17 protein-coding genes and 1 pseudogene are annotated in these 18,406 nt (G+C 62.4%); 5 read left to right on the forward strand and 13 right to left on the reverse strand.

All coding sequences use genetic code 11. The features are described 5' to 3' along the window. Window positions 1–89: 89 nt before the first annotated feature. The gene (locus tag B0E55_RS26705) at window positions 90–356 is read right to left on the reverse strand and encodes a hypothetical protein (RefSeq protein ID WP_007732799.1); all 267 of its coding nucleotides are present in this window, start codon (window positions 354–356) and stop codon (window positions 90–92) included. A gap of 17 nt (window positions 357–373) precedes the next feature. Between B0E55_RS26705 and B0E55_RS26710 the strand changes: the two genes are divergently transcribed. Then, the gene (locus B0E55_RS26710; RefSeq protein WP_019748222.1) at window positions 374–1,072 is read left to right on the forward strand and encodes a hypothetical protein; all 699 of its coding nucleotides are present in this window, start codon (window positions 374–376) and stop codon (window positions 1,070–1,072) included. Here B0E55_RS26710 and B0E55_RS26715 read toward each other — a convergent pair. The 3 genes from B0E55_RS26715 to B0E55_RS26725 all read right to left on the reverse strand — a co-directional run bounded on the left by B0E55_RS26715 (window position 1,058) and on the right by B0E55_RS26725 (window position 2,948). After that, the gene (locus B0E55_RS26715) at window positions 1,058–1,738 is read right to left on the reverse strand and encodes a PhzF family phenazine biosynthesis protein (protein WP_003942237.1); all 681 of its coding nucleotides are present in this window, start codon (window positions 1,736–1,738) and stop codon (window positions 1,058–1,060) included. The two genes, B0E55_RS26710 and B0E55_RS26715, sit on opposite strands and share 15 nt — an antisense overlap. 80 nt (window positions 1,739–1,818) lie before the next feature. Continuing rightward, window positions 1,819–2,358 (reverse strand): carboxymuconolactone decarboxylase family protein, encoded by a 540-nt coding sequence (locus tag B0E55_RS26720; protein ID WP_003942122.1) that lies wholly within the window; start codon window positions 2,356–2,358, stop codon window positions 1,819–1,821. A gap of 2 nt (window positions 2,359–2,360) precedes the next feature. After that, window positions 2,361–2,948 (reverse strand): peroxiredoxin, encoded by a 588-nt coding sequence (locus B0E55_RS26725; protein ID WP_003942119.1) that lies wholly within the window; start codon window positions 2,946–2,948, stop codon window positions 2,361–2,363. A gap of 229 nt (window positions 2,949–3,177) precedes the next feature. Here B0E55_RS26725 and B0E55_RS26730 point away from each other — a divergent pair, with 229 nt between their 5' ends. Further along, window positions 3,178–4,098: a hydrogen peroxide-inducible genes activator gene (locus B0E55_RS26730; protein ID WP_080910862.1), complete on the forward strand. Its 921-nt coding sequence runs from the start codon at window positions 3,178–3,180 to the stop codon at window positions 4,096–4,098. Between the two features lie 28 nt (window positions 4,099–4,126). Here the strand turns inward: B0E55_RS26730 and B0E55_RS26735 are convergent. The 5 genes and pseudogenes from B0E55_RS26735 to B0E55_RS26755 all read right to left on the reverse strand — a co-directional run bounded on the left by B0E55_RS26735 (window position 4,127) and on the right by B0E55_RS26755 (window position 9,784). After that, window positions 4,127–5,273: pseudogene (locus B0E55_RS26735) on the reverse strand (FAD-binding oxidoreductase). Between the two features lie 77 nt (window positions 5,274–5,350). Next, a complete protein-coding gene (locus tag B0E55_RS26740) occupies window positions 5,351–5,995 on the reverse strand; it encodes a hypothetical protein (RefSeq protein WP_080910829.1) in 645 nt (214 codons plus the stop codon). A 163-nt stretch (window positions 5,996–6,158) separates the two neighbouring features. Continuing rightward, window positions 6,159–8,510, reverse strand: a complete 2,352-nt coding sequence (locus B0E55_RS26745; RefSeq protein WP_080910830.1) for a TPR repeat region-containing protein — start codon at window positions 8,508–8,510, stop codon at window positions 6,159–6,161. After that, window positions 8,507–8,815: a type VII secretion target gene (locus B0E55_RS26750; protein WP_021334291.1), complete on the reverse strand. Its 309-nt coding sequence runs from the start codon at window positions 8,813–8,815 to the stop codon at window positions 8,507–8,509. Before B0E55_RS26750 ends, B0E55_RS26745 begins: the two co-directional genes overlap by 4 nt. Window positions 8,816–8,935: 120 nt before the next feature. Next, window positions 8,936–9,784 carry a LysR substrate-binding domain-containing protein gene (locus tag B0E55_RS26755; protein WP_080910831.1) on the reverse strand — a complete coding sequence of 283 codons (849 nt, stop codon included), beginning with the start codon at window positions 9,782–9,784 and terminating at the stop codon, window positions 8,936–8,938. A 56-nt stretch (window positions 9,785–9,840) separates the two neighbouring features. Here B0E55_RS26755 and B0E55_RS26760 point away from each other — a divergent pair, with 56 nt between their 5' ends. Next, a complete protein-coding gene (locus B0E55_RS26760; protein WP_019748228.1) occupies window positions 9,841–10,248 on the forward strand; it encodes a DUF5997 family protein in 408 nt (135 codons plus the stop codon). 54 nt (window positions 10,249–10,302) lie between these two features. Here the strand turns inward: B0E55_RS26760 and B0E55_RS26765 are convergent, their stop codons facing one another. The 3 genes from B0E55_RS26765 to B0E55_RS26775 all read right to left on the reverse strand — a co-directional run bounded on the left by B0E55_RS26765 (window position 10,303) and on the right by B0E55_RS26775 (window position 15,012). Next, complete coding sequence (locus tag B0E55_RS26765; RefSeq protein ID WP_020907550.1) at window positions 10,303–12,807, reverse strand: DEAD/DEAH box helicase; 2,505 nt, start codon at window positions 12,805–12,807, stop codon at window positions 10,303–10,305. Between the two features lie 26 nt (window positions 12,808–12,833). Further along, complete coding sequence (locus tag B0E55_RS26770; RefSeq protein ID WP_019748230.1) at window positions 12,834–13,871, reverse strand: alpha/beta fold hydrolase; 1,038 nt, start codon at window positions 13,869–13,871, stop codon at window positions 12,834–12,836. 181 nt (window positions 13,872–14,052) lie between these two features. Then, window positions 14,053–15,012 (reverse strand): proteasome assembly chaperone family protein, encoded by a 960-nt coding sequence (locus tag B0E55_RS26775; RefSeq protein ID WP_003942198.1) that lies wholly within the window; start codon window positions 15,010–15,012, stop codon window positions 14,053–14,055. Between the two features lie 361 nt (window positions 15,013–15,373). Here B0E55_RS26775 and B0E55_RS26780 point away from each other — a divergent pair, with 361 nt between their 5' ends. After that, the gene (locus tag B0E55_RS26780) at window positions 15,374–16,129 is read left to right on the forward strand and encodes a sensor domain-containing protein (RefSeq protein WP_041814972.1); all 756 of its coding nucleotides are present in this window, start codon (window positions 15,374–15,376) and stop codon (window positions 16,127–16,129) included. 155 nt (window positions 16,130–16,284) lie between these two features. Beyond that, on the forward strand, window positions 16,285–17,415 hold the full coding sequence (locus B0E55_RS26785) for a DUF4192 domain-containing protein (RefSeq protein ID WP_080910832.1): 1,131 nt from the start codon (window positions 16,285–16,287) through the stop codon (window positions 17,413–17,415). Here B0E55_RS26785 and galE read toward each other — a convergent pair. Continuing rightward, complete coding sequence (gene galE, locus B0E55_RS26790; protein WP_029255256.1) at window positions 17,412–18,401, reverse strand: UDP-glucose 4-epimerase GalE; 990 nt, start codon at window positions 18,399–18,401, stop codon at window positions 17,412–17,414. The two genes, B0E55_RS26785 and galE, sit on opposite strands and share 4 nt — an antisense overlap. Between the last annotated feature and the right edge of the window lie 5 nt (window positions 18,402–18,406).

Here is an 18,406-nt window from a genome sequence, read left to right on the forward strand (position 1 = left end):
GGTGCGATGCAGATTTCGCCGACGTTCGTCATGACCGACGATCAGGTCGCGGAGATGGCAGCAGGGATCCTCGCAGCTCTCGGATGAGTTCAGTTGCGGCGCCGGAAGAGTTTCTCGATTCGGCGCCGCACAGCGTTGGGTGCAGGTTCGAGTTCCAGAACCTCTTGTTCCGACTGCTTGGCGTAGGCCTGGGTGTACCGCTCGTGCAGTACCGAGCGAATTTCGTCCGGAGAGTAGGCCCGACGCTGGCGTTCGCCGCGCGCAACGAGAACCCCGGTGGCGGCAACGCCCATTGCACCGGCGAGGCCGACCAGTTTCCAAACGTGCGAGGCGCGCAGAGGAGTAGGGAGTTTCATCCCTCTACGCTAGAGGCATGGACCGACGATTGCTTTCGCAGGTGAGTCTCGAGGAGGCCGCCGCGGCGACCCGCACGGGCGACATCTGGATCTTCCGCGGAGAGTCGACGGCGGACCGGGCCATCCAGACGCTGACCAACAGCCCGGTCAACCACGTCGGAATGTCGGTCGTGATCGACGACCTTCCGCCGCTGATGTGGCATGCGGAACTCGGTCACTCGCTGCAGGACATGTGGACCGGACGCTTCCAGCGTGGTGTCCAACTGCACGATCTGCGATCGGCGGTTCAGGTCTGGGGCGCCAAGTACGGGCAGCGTGGATGGTTGCGCCAGCTCGACCACGAAGTCACCCGGGAGCAGGAAGACGCTCTGCTCAAGACGATCGCACGGCTGGACGGTACGCCGTTCCCGTCGACGGCGAAGCTTGCCTCACGCTGGTTCGGAGGCCGAATCCCGAAGCTGCGCAAGAAGTCCGACGTGTCCGCAGTGGCCGTCGAGAGCGCCTATTGCGCCGAAGTGGTTGCCAAGACCTATGAGGCGATGGGTCTGCTTGTCGGTAACCGTCGTATCAACTGGTTCGATCCGGGCAAGTTCTGGAGTGGAGATCAGTTGCCCCTCGCGCCGGGAGTTGCGCTCGGTGACGAGATCTCGGTGTCACTCAGCGCACGTGACCTCGAGGCCGGACGCAATCCCGCCGGGTACTCACAAGGTTCGTGACGGCTCGGCGACGACGCGGCCGCCGACTTCGAGCCACCCTTCCGGAGAGAAGGTGGTGTGAAGCACCGATCCGCGTCCCTGGGTGATGAGCAGTGATTTCCTCAATCGGTCCGTGATGCGCAGCGCTGCAGATCCGGTCGCCTCGTCCTCGGCGATTCCCATCACCGGTGCGAACATGCGTGCGCGGATGGCAGCTTCGAGCTTGTCCTGCCATGCCCACAGATACGAATGATCCGCCTCGTAGTCGGACGGATCTGCGTCGATGACGTCGTCGACCGTGTCCATCGGATAGATCGCGAATTCCGGTGCCCATTCGGCACGCGCGCGTACCCACGTCAAAGCGCCGGATTGGCGGACGTCGACACTGCCGGCAGGAACGTCGAGGGCGCTCACGCGACGGCCCTGTTCGCCCAGCCACCACGTGGCACCGACGGTCGGGTGTCCGGCGAAGGGGAGTTCTGCTGCCGGAGTGAAGATCTGGACCCGCGCACGCGAGGCGCCGTCATCCGGAACGTCGATGAAGATGGTCTCGCTGTAGTCGAGTTCCTTCGCGACGGCTTGTCGATCCGATTCTGCAACCGTGGACGCGTCGACGATTCCCAACGGATTCCCGTGCTTGCCGTTCTCGTCCGTGAAGACCCGGACCACACTCACCTCGATACCCATCGGTCCACCCTAGCGCGCGAAAAGCCCTCCCCACCTTCACGGTGGGGAGGGCTCGTCGAACTGCACTCAGGTCCGAGTGATCAGACCTGTGCGGCAGAGAGGATCTCGTTGGCTTCGACAGCCTGTGCGACGCCCGCGACGATGGAACCGGCGCGGATCGCTTCGAAGATGACCTCGCGGTCGACACCTTCCTGGCGGAGGGTGTTCTCGTGAGCTTCGAGGCAGTGGTTGCAGCCGTTGATCGCGGACACTGCAAGCGACCACAATTCGAAGTCGGCCTTGTCGACGCCCGGGTTGCCGATGATGTTCATCCGCAGGCCGGCACGAAGGTCGTCGTACTTACCGTCGAGGTAGCCCTTGGTGCGGTAGAAGACGTTGTTCATGCCCATGATCGACGCTGCGCCGAGAGCGGCGTTGTACGCCTCTGCCGACAGGTTGTCGGCAGCCTCGGAAGCAATCTCCTTGAGCGTGGACGCAGACTTGGTGGCTGCGGCCGTTGCGAGGAGCGTTCCCCACAACTGCTGCTCGTTCAGGACCGTCGTGCGCGCAATGGAACTCAGGTTGAGCTTGAGGTCCTTCGCGTACTCGGGAAGCGAGTTCTTGAGGTTCTCGACGCTCATACTCAGACGCTCGCAGTCAGGAGCTCGCCGGCGTTGATGGTCGGGTCGCCCTTCTTCCAGTTGCATGCGCACAGCTCGTCGCTCTGGAGAGCGTCGAGGACGCGGAGAACCTCGTCGACGTTACGGCCGACGGAACCAGCTGTGACGGAGACGAACTGGATCTCGTTGTTGGGGTCGACGATGAACGTCGCGCGGTCTGCAACGCCGTCGGCGTTGAGGACGCCGGTGGCCTCGGCAAGCTCGCGCTTGAGGTCCGAGAGCATCGGGAAGGGGAGGGTCTTGAGCTCTTCGTGCTGTGCACGCCACTGGAAGTGCACGAACTCGTTGTCGACGGAAGCGCCGAGAACCTGAGCGTCACGGTCTGCGAACTCTTCGTTGAGCTTGCCGAATGCAGCAATCTCGGTGGGGCACACGAAGGTGAAGTCCTTGGGCCAGAAGAAGACGATGCGCCACTTGCCTGCGTAGTCGTCACTGGTGACGGTGGTGAAGTAGTCATCGGGCTGCTGGGCATCGACCTTGGACAGGTCGCCGCCGATGACAGCCGTGAGGTTGTAAGCGGGGAACTGGTCGCCGATTGTGAGCAGAGCCATGTGTCTCATTCTCCTACGTGTCTCGTGAACAGGAATTTCTTGCGCACACGATCCGGCTGTTCGGACTGTGACGGCCGAACGTGCTGGATCGAGAGGGTTTGTCACCGTCAGCGGGTCGGACGGTTTCGACTGGAGTGTCGAGGTTGTGACCGGCGCTTTTTGGTATGAGTCCATTCTGCATCAAACCGTTCAAAAGGTAAAGGTGATGGGTGGCACTACACTGATAGGCATGTCTGATCAGACTTATCAACCTTCCTTGTCACAGCTGCGTGCCTTTGTGTCGGTGGCCGAGTACCGGCACTTCGGTACTGCCGCAGCACGTTCCGGTGTGAGCCAACCCACACTGTCGCAGGCGCTGGCGGCTCTCGAGGCGGGACTAGGGGTCAAACTGATCGAACGTAGTACGCGGCGCGTGCTCGTGACCGCGGACGGACAGCGCTTGCTCGGTCAGGCGAAGCAAATCCTCGAGGCTGCCGACGGTTTCGTCGCGAGCGCGGCCGGCTCCGGCGACTCTCTGACCGGACCGCTACGCATCGGGTTGATCCCGACCGTTGCGCCATACATTCTTCCGGGGTTGTTGCCGGAGCTGCGCGAGAAGCTACCGTCGTTGGCGCCGCAAATAGTCGAGGATCAAACGGCGCGCTTGCTTGATGCCCTCCGATCGGGAGCGCTCGACGTCGCGGTGTTGGCGCTTCCTGCCGGAACACCTGGCCTGGTGGAAGTTCCTGTGTACGAAGAGGACTTTGTGATGGTCGTGCCGAACGATCATTCCTTGGCCGGACGTGTCGATCTCACGGCGGACGTGCTCGACGCGCTGCCGTTGCTCTTGCTCGACGACGGCCACTGCCTGCGCGACCAGACGTTGGATCTGTGCCGTTCGGTAGACGCCCATCCGCTTGCCGGCGACACGCGGGCTACCTCTCTCGCGACAGTCGTGCAGTGTGTGGCCGGGGGACTCGGGGTGACTTTGGTCCCGGAATCGGCTGTTGCCGTGGAGGTTCGACGCGGGGATTTGTCGACGGCGCGTTTCGCGTCGCCGGTTCCAGGTCGCACGATCGGCGTCGTGTTCCGCTCGTCGAGTGGCCGAGCAGAAGGATTCCGTCAGCTGGCCGAGCTGGTCCGTTCGGTCAGCCCGACGGTTCCTCGATGACGTAACTCGTTCGACGTCGACGTGAAAGCTAGTCGAGAGAGCCTTCTTTCACGGCAATGACGGCTCCGGGATTGAGAATTCCCAGCGGGTCGAGCGCATCCTTGACCTTGCGATTGAGGGCCATGACGTCTTCGCCCAACTGTGACGGCAGCCAGTCGCGCTTGAGTCGACCCCATCGCGAGCACTGCCGGGAACACTGCCCGCCGTGCCGCCGCAAAAGCGTCACCTTCGGCCTGGTCATCGGTGGCGAATACTTCGGTGGCTCCGTTGTTTTCGCACGCCTGAACAATCGTCTCGATTTCCAGCACGCCGGCCGCGCCGGGTGCGTCGGACTGCGCGAGCAGCAGGGCGTGAGCCTTGCGGTTCAGACCCATGCGTACCGAATCCTCGACGGCATTGATGCTGGCATGATCCATGAACTCGAGCATCGCCGGACGCATGTTGCTGGTGATCGCCAAGACCGCGTCCGCAGCTTCTTGTACCGAGTCGAACGACGCGACGACGGTTGATGCGGGCGGCTGCGCGGGAATCAAACGCAACGTGATTTCCGTGATGATGCCGAGAGTTCCCTCACTGCCCACGAACAGTTTGGTGAGGGAGAGTCCGGCGACGTCCTTGAGAAGGGGACCTCCGAGGCTGACCGCTGTCCCGTCTGCCAGCACGACCCGGAGTCCGAGAACGTAGTCGGTGGTAACTCCGTACTTGACGCAGCAGAGTCCGCCGGCGTTGGTGGCTGCATTGCCGCCGATGGAACAGATCTCGAAGGACGACGGGTCAGGTGGGTACCAGAGTCCGTGCTCTGCGGCGGCTTTCTTGACCTCCGCATTCATCAAGCCGGGCTGAGTAACCGCCACACGGGCGACCGGGTCGATCGTGATCTGTCGCATTCGCTCGGTGCTGACCACTATGCAACCGTCGACGGCGCTGGATCCACCGGAAAGGCCCGAGCCGGCACCTCTGGGAACCACCGGTACGCGGTTGGCGGTTGCCCAGCGCATCACTGTTTGGATGTCTTCGGTGCACGTTGTGCGAACCACGGCAGCGGGATGGCCGGCGGTCGGGTCGGCGGCCCAGTCCTGGCGGTAGCCCGCGGTCACATCCGGATCCAGCAGGACGGCTCCCTCGGGGAGTGCCGCTACCAGTTCGTCCAAGGCGTGTGAATTTTCGACCGTCATCACTCCATCATGCGTCCGGCAGCGCCGCTGAGGTCCTGACTTGGTCAGATTTGGGCGCGGCACCGTTGCCCTGGCCCCTACCGGGCCGCATCTTCTGGCCAGCCGGGGTAGTTGGGGAGGACGAGGGGTGGGGCGAAGTCGGTGCTCATCCGGAGTCGATTCCCGTCGTGACGCGATTTGAACCAGTCAGAGCAAGTCTCCTGTTGCACACGGTCACTGGTGGAGCTGGTGAATTTGTCGACGATCCAGCCGCCGAAGACGTCCCCTTCCGGTGCATTGCGGGGCCCTTCGAATCGAGGGTAGGGGGTAGCCGTAGAAGCGGTGTTGTGCATCCAGATCTCGTAACTACTGCTCGGGAGTCGCGACGAATCCGGTTTGCGGCCGTCGTAATCGGTATCGTAGGCGTCGGAGCAGGCGTAAGCGACGACGGTCGAATCGCCAGGGTATCCGGCGGGAATTGTTTGAATACGAAAGATCCGGTTGATGCTGGTACCTCGGTAGACGCGTGGTGGTGTGTCTGCGGGTTCTCCGTAGCGGCGATCGCTCGAGACCGTTCCACGAGTGTTCGCAGTGATTCTCGAGAACCCGTGGTAGGCGTCGCTGCGATCGCCACCACTGTCAACGATGTAGTCGGATTCTATGAATGCTCGGATTATGGTGGCCTCTTCGCTGAAGAGGTCGATGCCGGGGTCTGCGAGCCATTGGTTGTGATAGTCGGTCATGTAGCTCGGTAGTACATAGACGTTTGACGCGGCGGGCGTGGTTGTGGCGCTGACGTTTTCGGTTGAGTTGGGTGCCGCGCAACCCGCGATACATGATCCCATGCTGAATGCCAGTGCAAGAGCGGTTGCGGCGCGGTGGTTTCGCCTTGTAAACGCAGGAAATCTATCCGACATCGTCGAGTCCGTCTCTCATGTTGGTCATGAACGTATCGCGATTGAATCCCCGAAACGTCAAATAGTCCTGCAGCGTGCTGTCGAATTTGCCGTTTAGACCCAGGGTCTCCAGATCGACTGGTCTGAGGGATTCGCTCGGATCGCCATTGACTCGAAAACCGTTCAGTTGCTCGAAGTCTTTTCTTCCGTAGGCGTTGTCGAGTGCCTGAACCAATCGGTAGTCGAGAAGGGTCGTCGAAGCCGAACTCTGGTCTGTGAAGTTGAGTTGTGCCGGAGGAACTTCGACCGGGGAGCCCAGGACGTGATCTTTGAGCTCGACTCCCAGCATGCTGACTGCAACGCTGGTCGGTGGTCCGAAGCCTGGGATCATGGCGGCACCGCCGGAAATCAGCCAACCGAGTTCGTCGTATGTTTTCCCACGTCTGCTGATGATGTCCTGTTGCGCCGCCGCAGCGTCACCGGTTCGGTTGAAGGCTTCTTCCTCCAGAGCGCCGTCCATCAGTGCCTGGACGCGTCCCGCATATATTGCATATTGCGAAGAACCCGCGGCGATGTCTCCGCTCATGCTGGTTTCGACGAAGGTCCCTTGGAGTTGGCCCGCGGCTCCGAGTATGTTCGCATTGAAACTTGCGGCTGCGTGGGGGTCGCTGTCGATGGTCGCGATCACCGATTTTGCATTGGCGAATCTGTCGTCGTAGGCATCGAGATTTTCGAAACCGAGGGTACCGGTTTGATCGGGTTCCAATCCGACGAGATTCCCGATGTACGGGGTCACCACGGAACCAATGGATTGTGTCAACGCGGGATTCATTTCTCCGATGGATCTGTTGTCCAGGCCGGCGATGTCGAGGTAGGCACCTTTGTTGTCGGCGAGATTGTGGGCGAGCGCAAGGGCAGAGGCGCCGGCCCGTTCGGCAACAGCTGGGTTGGAGTTGGTGGCGTCGGGTCCGATCCAATCGGAGAGGCCGCTGACGGCTCGTCCGTCATCGTTCCATTCGCGGGTGAACGGATTCACCACGTCGTCCTGATGAGCAGGGGTGGTGAGGAAGTCGGCGTTCGAAGGTATGTCCCGAGTGGCAACGTCGAGGGCTTTGGTGAGGCTGGAGTCGAGCTCATCGTTGCTGACGGGCTGGCCGTCGTCGTCGAAGACCAATCGCATCGGGGCGCTCGATGAAGTTTGCGATTGGAGAGGGGCGAGATCTGCGCTGCGATCGAGCAGTGCAGAACTCAAAGCGCTGCCGGATTGTGTCGCCGGGTCTGCATTTCGAAGTATGTCCGTGAGTGCATTCGAATCGTCGAAATGGTTGACGTTCACGGTGGTGGAGTACCCACCGGGTTGGAGTTGCGAGCTGTACGCGGGGTCGCTGAAGATTCTGCGGACGTCTGGCGGAAGGTTGTCGAGGCTGCCCGCGTTGCCGTTGCCGTCGGTGACGTTGGGATTGGAGACGGTGAACATGCCCGAGGCGAGGGCGCTGGGGATTCGCGCGTCGGCGGGGACATTCGCATCGGGGAAGTTGACCGTGCGGAATCCTTCGGCTCCTGCACCGATATTCTTCAGCTCGTCGAGGTTGGTATCGGCGTAGAACTCACGTAGGTAGGCGAGTTGTTCCGGGTCGACGACCACGGGCCCGCCGGCAGCAAGTTGCGCTTGTTGTTCCGGAGTGAAAGTCGTCGCGGCGATCAACCGTTGCTTGGCCGCCTCGCTCTCGGGTGTTGCGCCCGGGGACTGCGCGAGAATGTCGGAGTCGTGGGCTCCCTGACCATCGAACCGAACGTGATGTGAAGGGGTGGTCGACGCTGCATCGGGGATCCCGAAATCGGCCTTGCGGTCGATGAGCGAGGTGCCTGCGGCGGTGATCTCCGTGAGGATTCTGGCGGCGCTCGCGTCAGTCTCGTCGACGTCCGTGAGTGCCGTGCCGATGCGCCACGAGTGATATTCGAGGCGGGCTTCTACCCCGCGCGGATCTGTGCTCGCCAGAGTTGCGGGCGTCGCGGTGACGGAACCGTCGTCAGAGACGGTGAAACCGTCGGCGCTCGCGTCGTCGACGCGGCTGACCAGTGTTTCGCGGGTGTACCGGAGGTTTGCCGATTGCGCTGCGACACAGCGCCCGGCGTCTCCGACTATCGCGACGGCGTCTCGCCCGAAGGCATGCTGCTGGGTTGCCGAATCCCATGCTGCGGTCGCCGCGCTGCCGCTCCAATCGCTGGTTGCGGTGTCCATGATGCGGTGCGCGATGTCGACGTTGCTGTCGAATACGTCATGTCCGCGGCCCAGGGAGCCGGCATAGTTGTCGAGGGCGTCCAGATTCCAGGATCGGATCTGCGAGATCGACAGTGTCATCGCACGTCTCCCGAATCCTCGATCCGTGCGCCGTTGGCGATGTCGACCCGGGCGAACACTCGTGCGGAGTTTTCCAGTTTCGTGCGGGTAGCAGTGATCCCCGCACCGATCGCGCGGCCGAGTTCGTCGACGGTGACGACGTTGTCGGCTATGGCTGCAGCGAACGCCGACCCGGCGGCTCCGGCCGATGCGGCGGTAGCGGCCTCCGAAGCCGAGAATCCACCGAGTTCCTCGGCAGATGCCGTCAGCCCCTCCGCAGCACTTGCCAATTCGGCTGGATCAGCTGAAAAAGTATCCACACCCATGAACGAATCCCCCCGAATTCATCTGCGAGATCACAGTGAATCGAGGATAGAGCATGCCAGATGACCCGACCTCGAGGGGTGCGTCATCGTCCTCGCGGTCGAGGGGGTTGTGTGAAAGCCCTAGCGGCCCTTCTGCTTTCCGGAGAACCGGCCACCCGAACTCTTGGTCCCACCGGACTTGCCGCTGCCCGATTTGCCGCCCGCCTTGGCCTTACCGGAACCGGCGTTGCGTCCGGATATGTTCTTTGCGGTGCCGGCGCCCTTAGCTTTCTGCCCGTTCTTGGCAGCTTCTGCGCGACGCTCGCGGGCCGCGATCTTGGCCTTGACGGAGCCCTTGATCTTCTCCGCCGGCTCACCGTTTCGGCCGCGGGAACTCTGCGCCGTTCGGCCCCGCACGATGCCGATAAGTTCCTCGACCAGATCTGTGGTCTTGGACTCCATCCATGCCAAAGCCACAGGAGCCTCGGGTGCACCGTCCACCGGACGGAAGGTCAGGTCCTTGCGATGGTGGAACCGCGCCAGCGAATGGGGAACCACGACAACTCCGACGCCGGCGGCCACCAACTCGATGGCGTCGGCGATGGTCGCGGGTCGCTCGGCGGCGGTCTTTCCGGGACGGGTCGGCCAGTCGAGTCTGTCGTCGAGCGGATCGAGCACTATCTCGTCGGCCAGATCGTCGACGGAAATCTGATCGACAGTAGTGAACACGTGATCTTTCGGTACCACCACCACCGGGGTTTCCGCATACAGCGAGATGGCGCTGATGCCGGTCCGGTCGATCGGCAGGCGAACCAACCCTGCATCTGCTTCACCTGCGCGAAGTGCAGCTTCGAGTTCGAGAACCGGGAACTGAGCAAGTTCCAGACGCACCTCGGGGAGCCGCTCGTGCCACACCCGGACCCACTTGGTGGGCGTCACCCCCGGGGCGTACGCGAGTCGAAAAATTGCCTGACTATCCGCGTCTGTCACCAGGCAAGGCTACCGCCTTGGTAAAAGCACCCGTATCGGCTGGTTACTCTTGTTGCATGACGTCGAACAAAACTCCCCAGACGATGAAGCCGACGACGGCTGCCAAGAAGCTGGGTGTGTACCTGGAAGCAACACCTGCGCAGTTCCAGGAAGGCGACGTGACTCGTGACGAGCTGACCGCTCTGCAGACCGATCCGCCGGAGTGGCTGCTGGAGCTGCGACGCACCGGACCGCACCCTCGCCCGGTCATCGCCGCCAAGCTGGGCGTATCGATCGCCGGCCTGGCCCGCGGCGGCGTCGAAGAAGCACTCACCACGGATCAGATCGCCGCACTCCTCGAAGAGAAGCCTGATTGGCTCGAAAAGGAACGCGCTGTTCAGGCCGACGTGCGGGCCGAAAACGTTCGCATCAAGGAAAAGCGCGCTGCGCGTCGTAACCAGCCGCGGAAGGCTCGAAGGGGCTGACGCCCCACTGTGCGCCTTTCCGGTAGCGATGACTACCGGAAAGGCGCACAGGCGCTAGCCTTCTACGACGCTCAGTTCGTCGAACACGATTTCACCCGCGGCATCCGATTCCGGGATGTCGACGACGGCAAGCAGCGCCCATCCGTGATCGCCCTCCGGATCCTCGAGCACCTGCCGCACCCGCCAGAACTCTCCGTCCTCAGTGACCTGGAAGAGCGCCGGACCGCGCGCCGACGGCCCGGTTCCGATGGTTGCGTACTCCTCGAAGTACGGCAGTAGTTGCTCTTCCCACTCGGCGGCCTCGATACCGTCCTCGAGGTTTTCCAGCTCGTTCCACTGTCGACGCGACGCGAGATCGATGCGTCGGAACATCGCATTGCGCACCATGACGCGGAATGCGCGCGGGTTCGCTGAGATGGGACGGGGAATGTCGGCGCCGAACGCAACCTCTTCCGTGTCTGCCTCGGCTCCGGGGTCGGTGAGTGACTCCCACTCGTCGAGCAGGCTCGAGTCGACCTGACGGATCAGCTCGCCCAACCACTCGATGATGTCTTCGAGTTCCTCGGTGCGCGCTTCGGTCGGGACGGTTTGCCTCAGCGCGCGGTAGGCGTCGGCGAGGTAGCGCAGGACGAGGCCCTCGGACCGGGTGAGGCCGTAATGGCTGATCAATTCGGCAAACGTCATGGCGCGTTCGATCATGTCGCGCACCACGGACTTGGGGGAGAGGGCGAACTCGGTGATCCACGGGTGGCCGCCCCGGTACATTTCGAAAGCCGGGAACAGCAAGTCCGACAACGGTTTCGGCCAGGTGACCTCTTCGAGAAGCTCCATGCGCTCCTCGTACTCGATGCCGTCCGCCTTCATCTGCGCCACCGCTTCGCCGCGTGCGAAGTGCTGCTGCGCCATCAGAACCTGACGCGGATCGTCGAGCGTCGACTCGATGATCGAGACGACATCGAGTGCGTAACTGTCGGATTCGACGTCGAGAAGTTCGAATGCCGCCAAGGCGAACGGTGAGAGTGGCTGGTTCAAGGCGAAGTCGCGTTGCAGGTCCATGGTCAACCGAGCCATGCGGCCGTACTCGTCGGGTTCGTCGAGGCGTTCCACGATGCCGGCGCTGAGCAATCCGCGATACAGCGAGATCGCTTTGAGGATGTGCTTGCGTTGCGCCGGACGCGATTCGTGGTTGTCCTCCAACAGATGCCGCATCGCGTCGAAGCAGTTGCCCGGGCGGGCAATGACATTGAGCAGCATCGAGTTGCTGACCGAGAATCGCGACACCAACGGTTCGGGCGATGCCGCGACCAAGCGGTCGAACGTCGCTTCGCTCCAGGACACAAACCCCTCGGGAGCCTTCTTGCGTTGAATCTTCTTGATCTTCTTCGGATCGTCGCCGGCCTTGGCGACTGCACGCAGATTCTCCACTTCGTGTTCCGGTGCCTGGACGACAACGGTGCCCATCGTGTCGTAGCCTGCACGACCCGCGCGGCCGGCGATCTGATGGAACTCGCGGGCCTTCAGATGCCGTGTGCGGACGCCGTCGTACTTGGCGAGACCGGTCAGCAGCACCGTGCGGATCGGGACGTTGATTCCGACGCCCAGAGTGTCGGTACCGCAGATCACCTTGAGAAGCCCGTCCTGCGCGAGAACTTCGATGAGCCGTCGGTACTTGGGCAACATGCCAGCATGGTGAACGCCGATGCCGTGCCGGACCAGGCGCGAGAGTGTCTTTCCGAACCCCGTGGTGAAGCGGAAACCGCCCAGCGCTTCGGCGATCGCTTCCTTCTCGGCCTTGGAACAGAAGTTGACGCTCGTCAGTGCCTGGGCGCGCTCGAGCGCGGCCGCCTGCGTGAAATGCACGATGTAGACGGGCGACTGGTTGGTGGTCACCAGATCTTCGATGGTTTCGCCGACCGGCGTGGTCGCGTACGAGAACATCAAAGGCACAGGGCGTTCCGTGCCGGAGACGACGGTGGTGGGCTTCCCGGTGCGACGCGTCAGATCCTCGGAGAAGAAGTCGACCTCACCGAGAGTTGCCGACATCAAGAGGAACTGCGCGTGCGGCAACTCGATGAGCGGAACCTGCCACGCCCAACCTCGATCGGGTTCGGAGTAGAAATGGAACTCGTCCATCACGACTTGGCCGATATCGGAGTTCGGGCCCTCTCGCAGTGCGAGATTTGCGACGATCTCTGCCGTCGCACAAATGATCGGCGCCGACGAGTTCACGGCGGCGTCGCCGGTCATCATGCCGACGTTCTCGGCACCGAAGACCTCACACAGCGCAAAGAACTTCTCGCTCACCAAGGCCTTGATCGGCGCTGTGTAGTAGGTGCGCTTGCCGAGCGACATCGCATAGAAATGCGCGCCGATCGCTACCATCGATTTGCCGGACCCGGTCGGCGTCGCAAGGATCACGTTTGCACCCGAGACCAACTCCATGACGGCCTCTTCCTGGGCAGGATAGAGCGTCAAACCTCGTTCGAGGGTCCACGAAGAGAAGGCGTCGAAAACGGAATCAGGATCCGCGTTGTCGGGGAGAAGTTCCGTCAGCAGCACTCGTACAGGCTAGCCGCAACCGCGGATCAGGTTGCGCTTCGCTCGTCCGAGCCCATGGCGTCGAGCACTGCCATGCGGGTGGACGACGTTCCGGTAATGGTGTTCTCGCCGACGCCGGAGATCAGCATGTGACGCCAGCGGGCCTCGTCGAAGACGAGTGGTGCGGTGCTGGAAAGAAAATCTTCGACGATCTGCAGGAAACGCATCGGATCGTCGCGGAACGGGAAGTGGCCCGAGCCGCGGAAGATTTCGAGACGTGAGTTCGGCATCGCCGCATGCGCGAGGTGAGCGTGGGAGACGGGAATGACGGAGTCGTCGTCGCCCCAGATCAGTTGAACCGGCAGATTCTCGGTCAGATAACAGCGGTCGAGCATCGTGACGACCTGCCCGCGCCAGTCCACGACTGCCCGCAGCGTACGAAGGTAAGCCTCGTAGGCAGTGGGGTCGGGGAGATCAGCGAGCACTCGAATCAGGTCCGGCGTGTCGTGCAGCATGGTGCCGGGGCGCAGATTCGAACCGTGGACGACACCGGCAAGGTTTCCGGCCATCCGGACGAGCGGCATCGCGCCAGGTATCCGGAGCAGTTTGACGACCTCGTTGACCACCGGAACGGACATGAGGCGCAGCAGTGGGTGGACGTCCTTGGTGACGCCACCGGCCGAGACCAGCACGAGGCGATCCACCATGTGTGGGAATTGGTAGGAGAACTGCATCGCGACGCCGCCGCCGAGCGAATGCCCGATGACGGTGACGTGCTCGATGCCGAGCGTCGACAGAAGATCACGCATGCCGTTGGCATACGCGGCTACCGAGTAATCTGCGCGCGGCTTGTCGGAGCGGCCGTGACCCAACAGGTCAGGTGCGATGACGGTGTACTTCTTGGCGAGGTGGGGAATGATCTCGGTCCACGTCGACGAGTTGTCGCCGATTCCGTGCAGGAGCAGTACTGCCGGACCCTCGCCGGCTATCCGAAATGCGCGTCGGTAGCCGTGAATCGTCCGGAACATCATCCGCGGTTCCTCGTCGGGGACCGGTCGGAGCTGACGGTTCCGTGGTCTGCTCATGTCGCCTCCTGGCTCGGCGTGTGACCACGTTGACTGTCTGCTCCAGTTGTTGAGCCGTCAACGAAAATCACACAGAGTTTGAGGCTATCCGACGGATGTGTCCTGAACAACAGCCCAGGTAACGGAGGGGTTGCGGAATGCGCACAATGTCGAATTATGCGCCCCGCCCGTCACATTTTCGTCAGTTGTCGCCTCGATCGAGGTCTCCAGCTGAGCCGAAGTCGTCATTTCCTGCCTGTTCGGCCAGGAACTTTTCGAACTCTGCGCCGATCTCGTCACCGCTGGGAAGGTCGGCCTCGCCGGCCAGAAGGGACGACTGTTGTTCCTGAGCGGCGACAAAAGTGTCGTATTGACGCTCCAAAGCGTGGACTACAGTCTGAACTTCTTCGTTCCCGGCTATGTGCTCGTTAACCTGTTCCCGAACGCGCGCCGCGGCCTCACCCAGTGCAACCAAGGGCAATTCCAGATCCGAAACCTCGGAAACGTTTTCGAGCAAAGTCTCTGCGGCGCCCGGGTAATCCGTTTGCGCGAGGTAGTGGGGGACATGCACCGAAAAGCCCATCGCCTCGTGCCCGTGCTGAGACATACGAAGCTCGAGGAGTGACGATGCGCTGCCGGGAACCTGCAGTTCACCTGACCAACGCTGATGGTCCTGGATCAGGTCCTTGTTGGTCGAATGTGCTGTCACACCCAGCGGTCGGGTGTGCGGGATTGCCATCGGAATCGCGTTGAGCCCGATGGTTCGACGCACTCCCAGCTGTTCGGACAACAGACGAACGGCTGTGGTGAACCGCTCCCACTTGAGGTCCGGTTCCATCCCTGCGAGCAGCAGGAACGGCGTGCCGGCCGTATCGCGCAGTGCGTACAGATTGAGCGCCGGAGCGTCGTAATCGGAGAAATGATCGGCCTTGAATGTCATCGTTGGTCGACGTGAGCGGTAGTCGATCAGCTCGTCGACAGCAAACGACGCGACAAGCTCGGTTTCCAGGCTTTCGCGCAGATGCGTCGTCGCCAACTTCACGGCGTGACCGGCGTCGGAGTAACCCTCGAGTCCGTGAATCAGGATCGGTCCCTGGCCGTCGGCAGCCGCCAACTGGGGCGCCGGAAATTCCAGCTCGTACATCCTCGACTGTTCGTCCATCGCAGTCCCCTTCGCTCTTCGGTCTTGATCTCAAGTGTCCACTATCGGCGCACGCTCGACAGCATCGGAGTCAGGTGCCCGACAGCACTGGATCAGACGTTCATCGGTAAGAACACCGAGTCGGTGACCGATCATTCCCGATCCGACGAGACGGACGTTCGCCGAGAGCGAAGCCGAGCGGTATCTTTCGACACTTGGCCTGGGCGTTCGCTAGATGTCGGGTGCGCGGCTTCGGACATGGCAGAGTGGAAGACAAGGTCGGCACGGCCGATTTGTCCGAAATGCATTGGTCGATTGTCGGGATCGGTCGAGGTCGAGTGCGGAGGCTTACATGCGGGTGTGTCCACGATCGTCCAGGCGAGTGGCCGCATGCTCCCTTGCTGCGGTGGCCGCCGTTGCACTACTCGCGGGCTGCTCCGGGTCGGTCCAAGGTGCACCCGTTCCGGACTCCGCGCCGGCGACTGCCGGTGCGACCGACAGCGGCTCAGCGGCACCGAGTACGACGGCTGCACCCAAATCCTCGACGCCGAAATCCACCTCTCCGAAAACGGCGGCACCGTTGTCCGAACTGCTGCTGACTCCCGAGGAATTTCCCGAGCCCTTCGGCGCCGTTGTGCTGCCCCCGCAGGCCGTTCCGATGGCAGCGCCGGATCTAGTCGGCGTCCCACGCGGTGCCACCGTCGATCCATCCGAATGTGAGCCACCGGAACAGGATTACGGTCCGAACGGGACCGTGATGGCGGTCGGGACCGACAATGCGACGAGGGCAACGATTTCGGTCGAACTCACGAAGGTCGACGCACCACTGGACGAGTTGGAAGCGCAAACTCGCCAGTGCCCGTCCATGACTGTCACTGCGAACGGCGTCACCACTACAGTGACGACGGAAATTCTTCCGCCGTCGCCGATCGATGCCGACAAGACGATGTCACTTCGCCGCACCGTCGTGTCCCCCAAAGCCGCAGCCGGCGATCAGACGATGCTGACATTGATCGCGCAGGTCGGCGACGTACGGGTAGCAACAACACTGATGACGTTCGGTTCTGCGACGCCCTCGACGGCACCTCTGGATCAAGCGTTCACCGCAGCCGTACAGAAGGTCAAAGCAGGCAAGTGATTTCGCAGCACACGGGTCCGACACAGAGCGGACCTTTTCGGTGCGGCGCGATCATTCGTCCCCAACTGACTCGATAATCCACAGACGAATTCGACGTCGCTGTTTTCCCTGGTCGAGCGGATGGCGGCATCGGGGCGATCGACGAGGGTCTGTGCATGACCACATCACCTCTTCCAGGAGAATTCGAATTCTCCGACGACGACCTGGCCCTTTTCGGACGCGTTGAACGTGTTTCCGATCCAGGCGAATTGATCGCGGCAATACCCGCCCTCCTGGGATTCCATCCGTCCAACTCCGTCGTTGCGCTGTCTCTGATGGGCGCTTCCGCCTCGACGCTCGGCCCGGTAATGCGACACGACTACTTTCCCAGCGTCAAGGGAAAGCCTGCGAGGCAGATGAGCGCGGCGCTGCGCCAGTTCGCCGCCGTGTGTGACGGGGAAGGGGCGCGTGCGGTCGTTCTCGTGGTGATCACCGATTGCTCGACAGCTGAAACTCTCATCGACGAAACGATCGAGCTGGCCGAGGTATTCGAAGACATGCTCGGCGGAACCTGCGTCGATCTGGCTGACGTATTGTGCACGGCCGCAATAGAATCTGGCCAGCCGTGGACGAGCGTCACGCGTTCGATTCACCGCGGCACCCTGCCAGACCCGGCATCTTCGTCGGTCGCGGCGGCGCAGGTGTTGGGCGGGAGGGTCATTCGCCGTTCGCGCGAGGAACTGGTCCGGTGGGTACACGGTGCCGCTCGCAATCACGATGCTATTGCCCGACTGATCGCGAGCCGCCGAGAATCGAGTGAGTACAGCGGGGGATCAGGCCGTGATGCCGCAGTTCAGCGCGGGGTCGATCTGGTGTTGGAACATGTCCGCCGTGTGGAGGCGGGCACTTACTACCCTGACCCGCAGGAATGCGCCGATCTGGTGGTCGCTTTGACGGACGTTCACGTGCGCGACGTGGTGTTGGGTCTGGCGATCACGTCGGTTGCCGCACATGCCGAGCAATTGTGGCTCGTACTTACCCATGAAGTGCCGTCTCCCGAACGAGCTTGGCCGGCAACACTTCTCGGGTTCTTTGCATACGTGCGCGGCGACGGGCCCCTGGCAGGTGTTGCGCTGTCGGCCGCTCTGTCGGCCGATTCGGAACATACCTTGGCCGGATTGCTGGATTTATCGCTGCAATCCGGTGTGCACCCCGATGGGATCCGTGACCTTGCGGCCGTCGGATTGTCCATCGGGGAATCGCTCGGAATTGCCGGCTTGCCGCCGGCGCTGCCGAGTGGAAGCTAGCGAGCAGCGTGTGAGCGGTCGCCCAGATCCTGGAGGAACTGCCATGCATCGGCGACTATGACGTCGAGATCGGTACGCGTGGGCGTCCAACCCAACTCGGCAATCGCCTTGTCGCTCGATGCGATCAGTACGGCCGGATCACCCAGCCGTCGTGAGGCGTCTTCGACGTTGATCGGCAGGCCGGTGACCCGCGCACAGGCAGCGATCACCTCGCGCACGCTGAAGCCGGCACCACTTCCGAGGTTGTAGATGCGGTGCTCGCCGGGAACCGAGGATTCGAGCGCCAGCAGATGCGCTTCGGCGAGGTCAAGCACGTGTATGTAGTCGCGTACCGCGGTGCCGTCCGGCGTGGGCCAGTCGGTTCCGAATACCGAGATCTTGTCTCGCTGCTCGAGTGCGACCTGAAGGACGAGCGGAATCAGGTGGGTTTCGATCACCCGGTTCTCGCCGGCGGACTTGTACGCACCCGCGACGTTGAAGTAGCGCAAGCTGGTAGCGCCGAGGCCGTGGGCGATCGAGTACGAGGTGATCGCATGATCGATCGCGAGCTTGGTCGCGCCGTACGGATTCGTAGGGCGGGTCGGAGCGGTTTCCACGATGGGGGACTGCTCCGGCTCGCCGTACGTCGCGGCGGTGGAAGAGAACACGAGCCGGGGAGTGCCGGAGACACGAATCGCCTCGAGCAGTTCGATGGTCGTGACGACGTTTCCGCGCCAGTACTTTTCGGGGTGCAGCACGGATTCGCCGACCAGCGACTGCGCAGCGAAGTGAAGTACGCCGTCGAAAACCGGTGAACCCGCACTGCCGAGGATGTCGGCGGCCAGCGCCCCCACATCCCCTTCGATGAACTCGGCACCGGCAGGCACCGCGTCGGCATTTCCGGTGGAGAGGTCGTCGATGACGACAACTTCGTGTCCACGCTCGAGCAACACAGTGCTGCACACACTGCCGACGTAACCGGCGCCGCCGGTGACCAGGAGTTTCATCTAGT

It is taken from the genome of Rhodococcus sp. 66b (assembly GCF_002076325.1).
Lineage (GTDB): Bacteria > Actinomycetota > Actinomycetes > Mycobacteriales > Mycobacteriaceae > Rhodococcus_F > Rhodococcus_F erythropolis.

What these genes read in the sequence shown, in the direction of transcription:
- B0E55_RS26710 (WP_019748222.1), top strand. Translation starts at nt 374, where the DNA reads ATGGACCGACGATTGCTTTCGCAGGTGAGTCTCGAGGAGGCCGCCGCG.
- B0E55_RS26740 (WP_080910829.1), bottom strand. Translation starts at nt 5,995, where the DNA reads ATGACCGACTATCACAACCAATGGCTCGCAGACCCCGGCATCGACCTC.
- B0E55_RS26715 (WP_003942237.1), bottom strand. Translation starts at nt 1,738, where the DNA reads ATGGGTATCGAGGTGAGTGTGGTCCGGGTCTTCACGGACGAGAACGGC.
- B0E55_RS26745 (WP_080910830.1), bottom strand. Translation starts at nt 8,510, where the DNA reads ATGACACTGTCGATCTCGCAGATCCGATCCTGGAATCTGGACGCCCTC.
- galE (WP_029255256.1), bottom strand. Translation starts at nt 18,401, where the DNA reads ATGAAACTCCTGGTCACCGGCGGCGCCGGTTACGTCGGCAGTGTGTGC.
- B0E55_RS26730 (WP_080910862.1), top strand. Translation starts at nt 3,178, where the DNA reads ATGTCTGATCAGACTTATCAACCTTCCTTGTCACAGCTGCGTGCCTTT.
- B0E55_RS26775 (WP_003942198.1), bottom strand. Translation starts at nt 15,012, where the DNA reads ATGGACGAACAGTCGAGGATGTACGAGCTGGAATTTCCGGCGCCCCAG.
- B0E55_RS26750 (WP_021334291.1), bottom strand. Translation starts at nt 8,815, where the DNA reads ATGGGTGTGGATACTTTTTCAGCTGATCCAGCCGAATTGGCAAGTGCT.
- B0E55_RS26785 (WP_080910832.1), top strand. Translation starts at nt 16,285, where the DNA reads ATGACCACATCACCTCTTCCAGGAGAATTCGAATTCTCCGACGACGAC.
- B0E55_RS26705 (WP_007732799.1), bottom strand. Translation starts at nt 356, where the DNA reads ATGAAACTCCCTACTCCTCTGCGCGCCTCGCACGTTTGGAAACTGGTC.
- B0E55_RS26760 (WP_019748228.1), top strand. Translation starts at nt 9,841, where the DNA reads ATGACGTCGAACAAAACTCCCCAGACGATGAAGCCGACGACGGCTGCC.
- B0E55_RS26720 (WP_003942122.1), bottom strand. Translation starts at nt 2,358, where the DNA reads ATGAGCGTCGAGAACCTCAAGAACTCGCTTCCCGAGTACGCGAAGGAC.
- B0E55_RS26770 (WP_019748230.1), bottom strand. Translation starts at nt 13,871, where the DNA reads ATGAGCAGACCACGGAACCGTCAGCTCCGACCGGTCCCCGACGAGGAA.
- B0E55_RS26725 (WP_003942119.1), bottom strand. Translation starts at nt 2,948, where the DNA reads ATGGCTCTGCTCACAATCGGCGACCAGTTCCCCGCTTACAACCTCACG.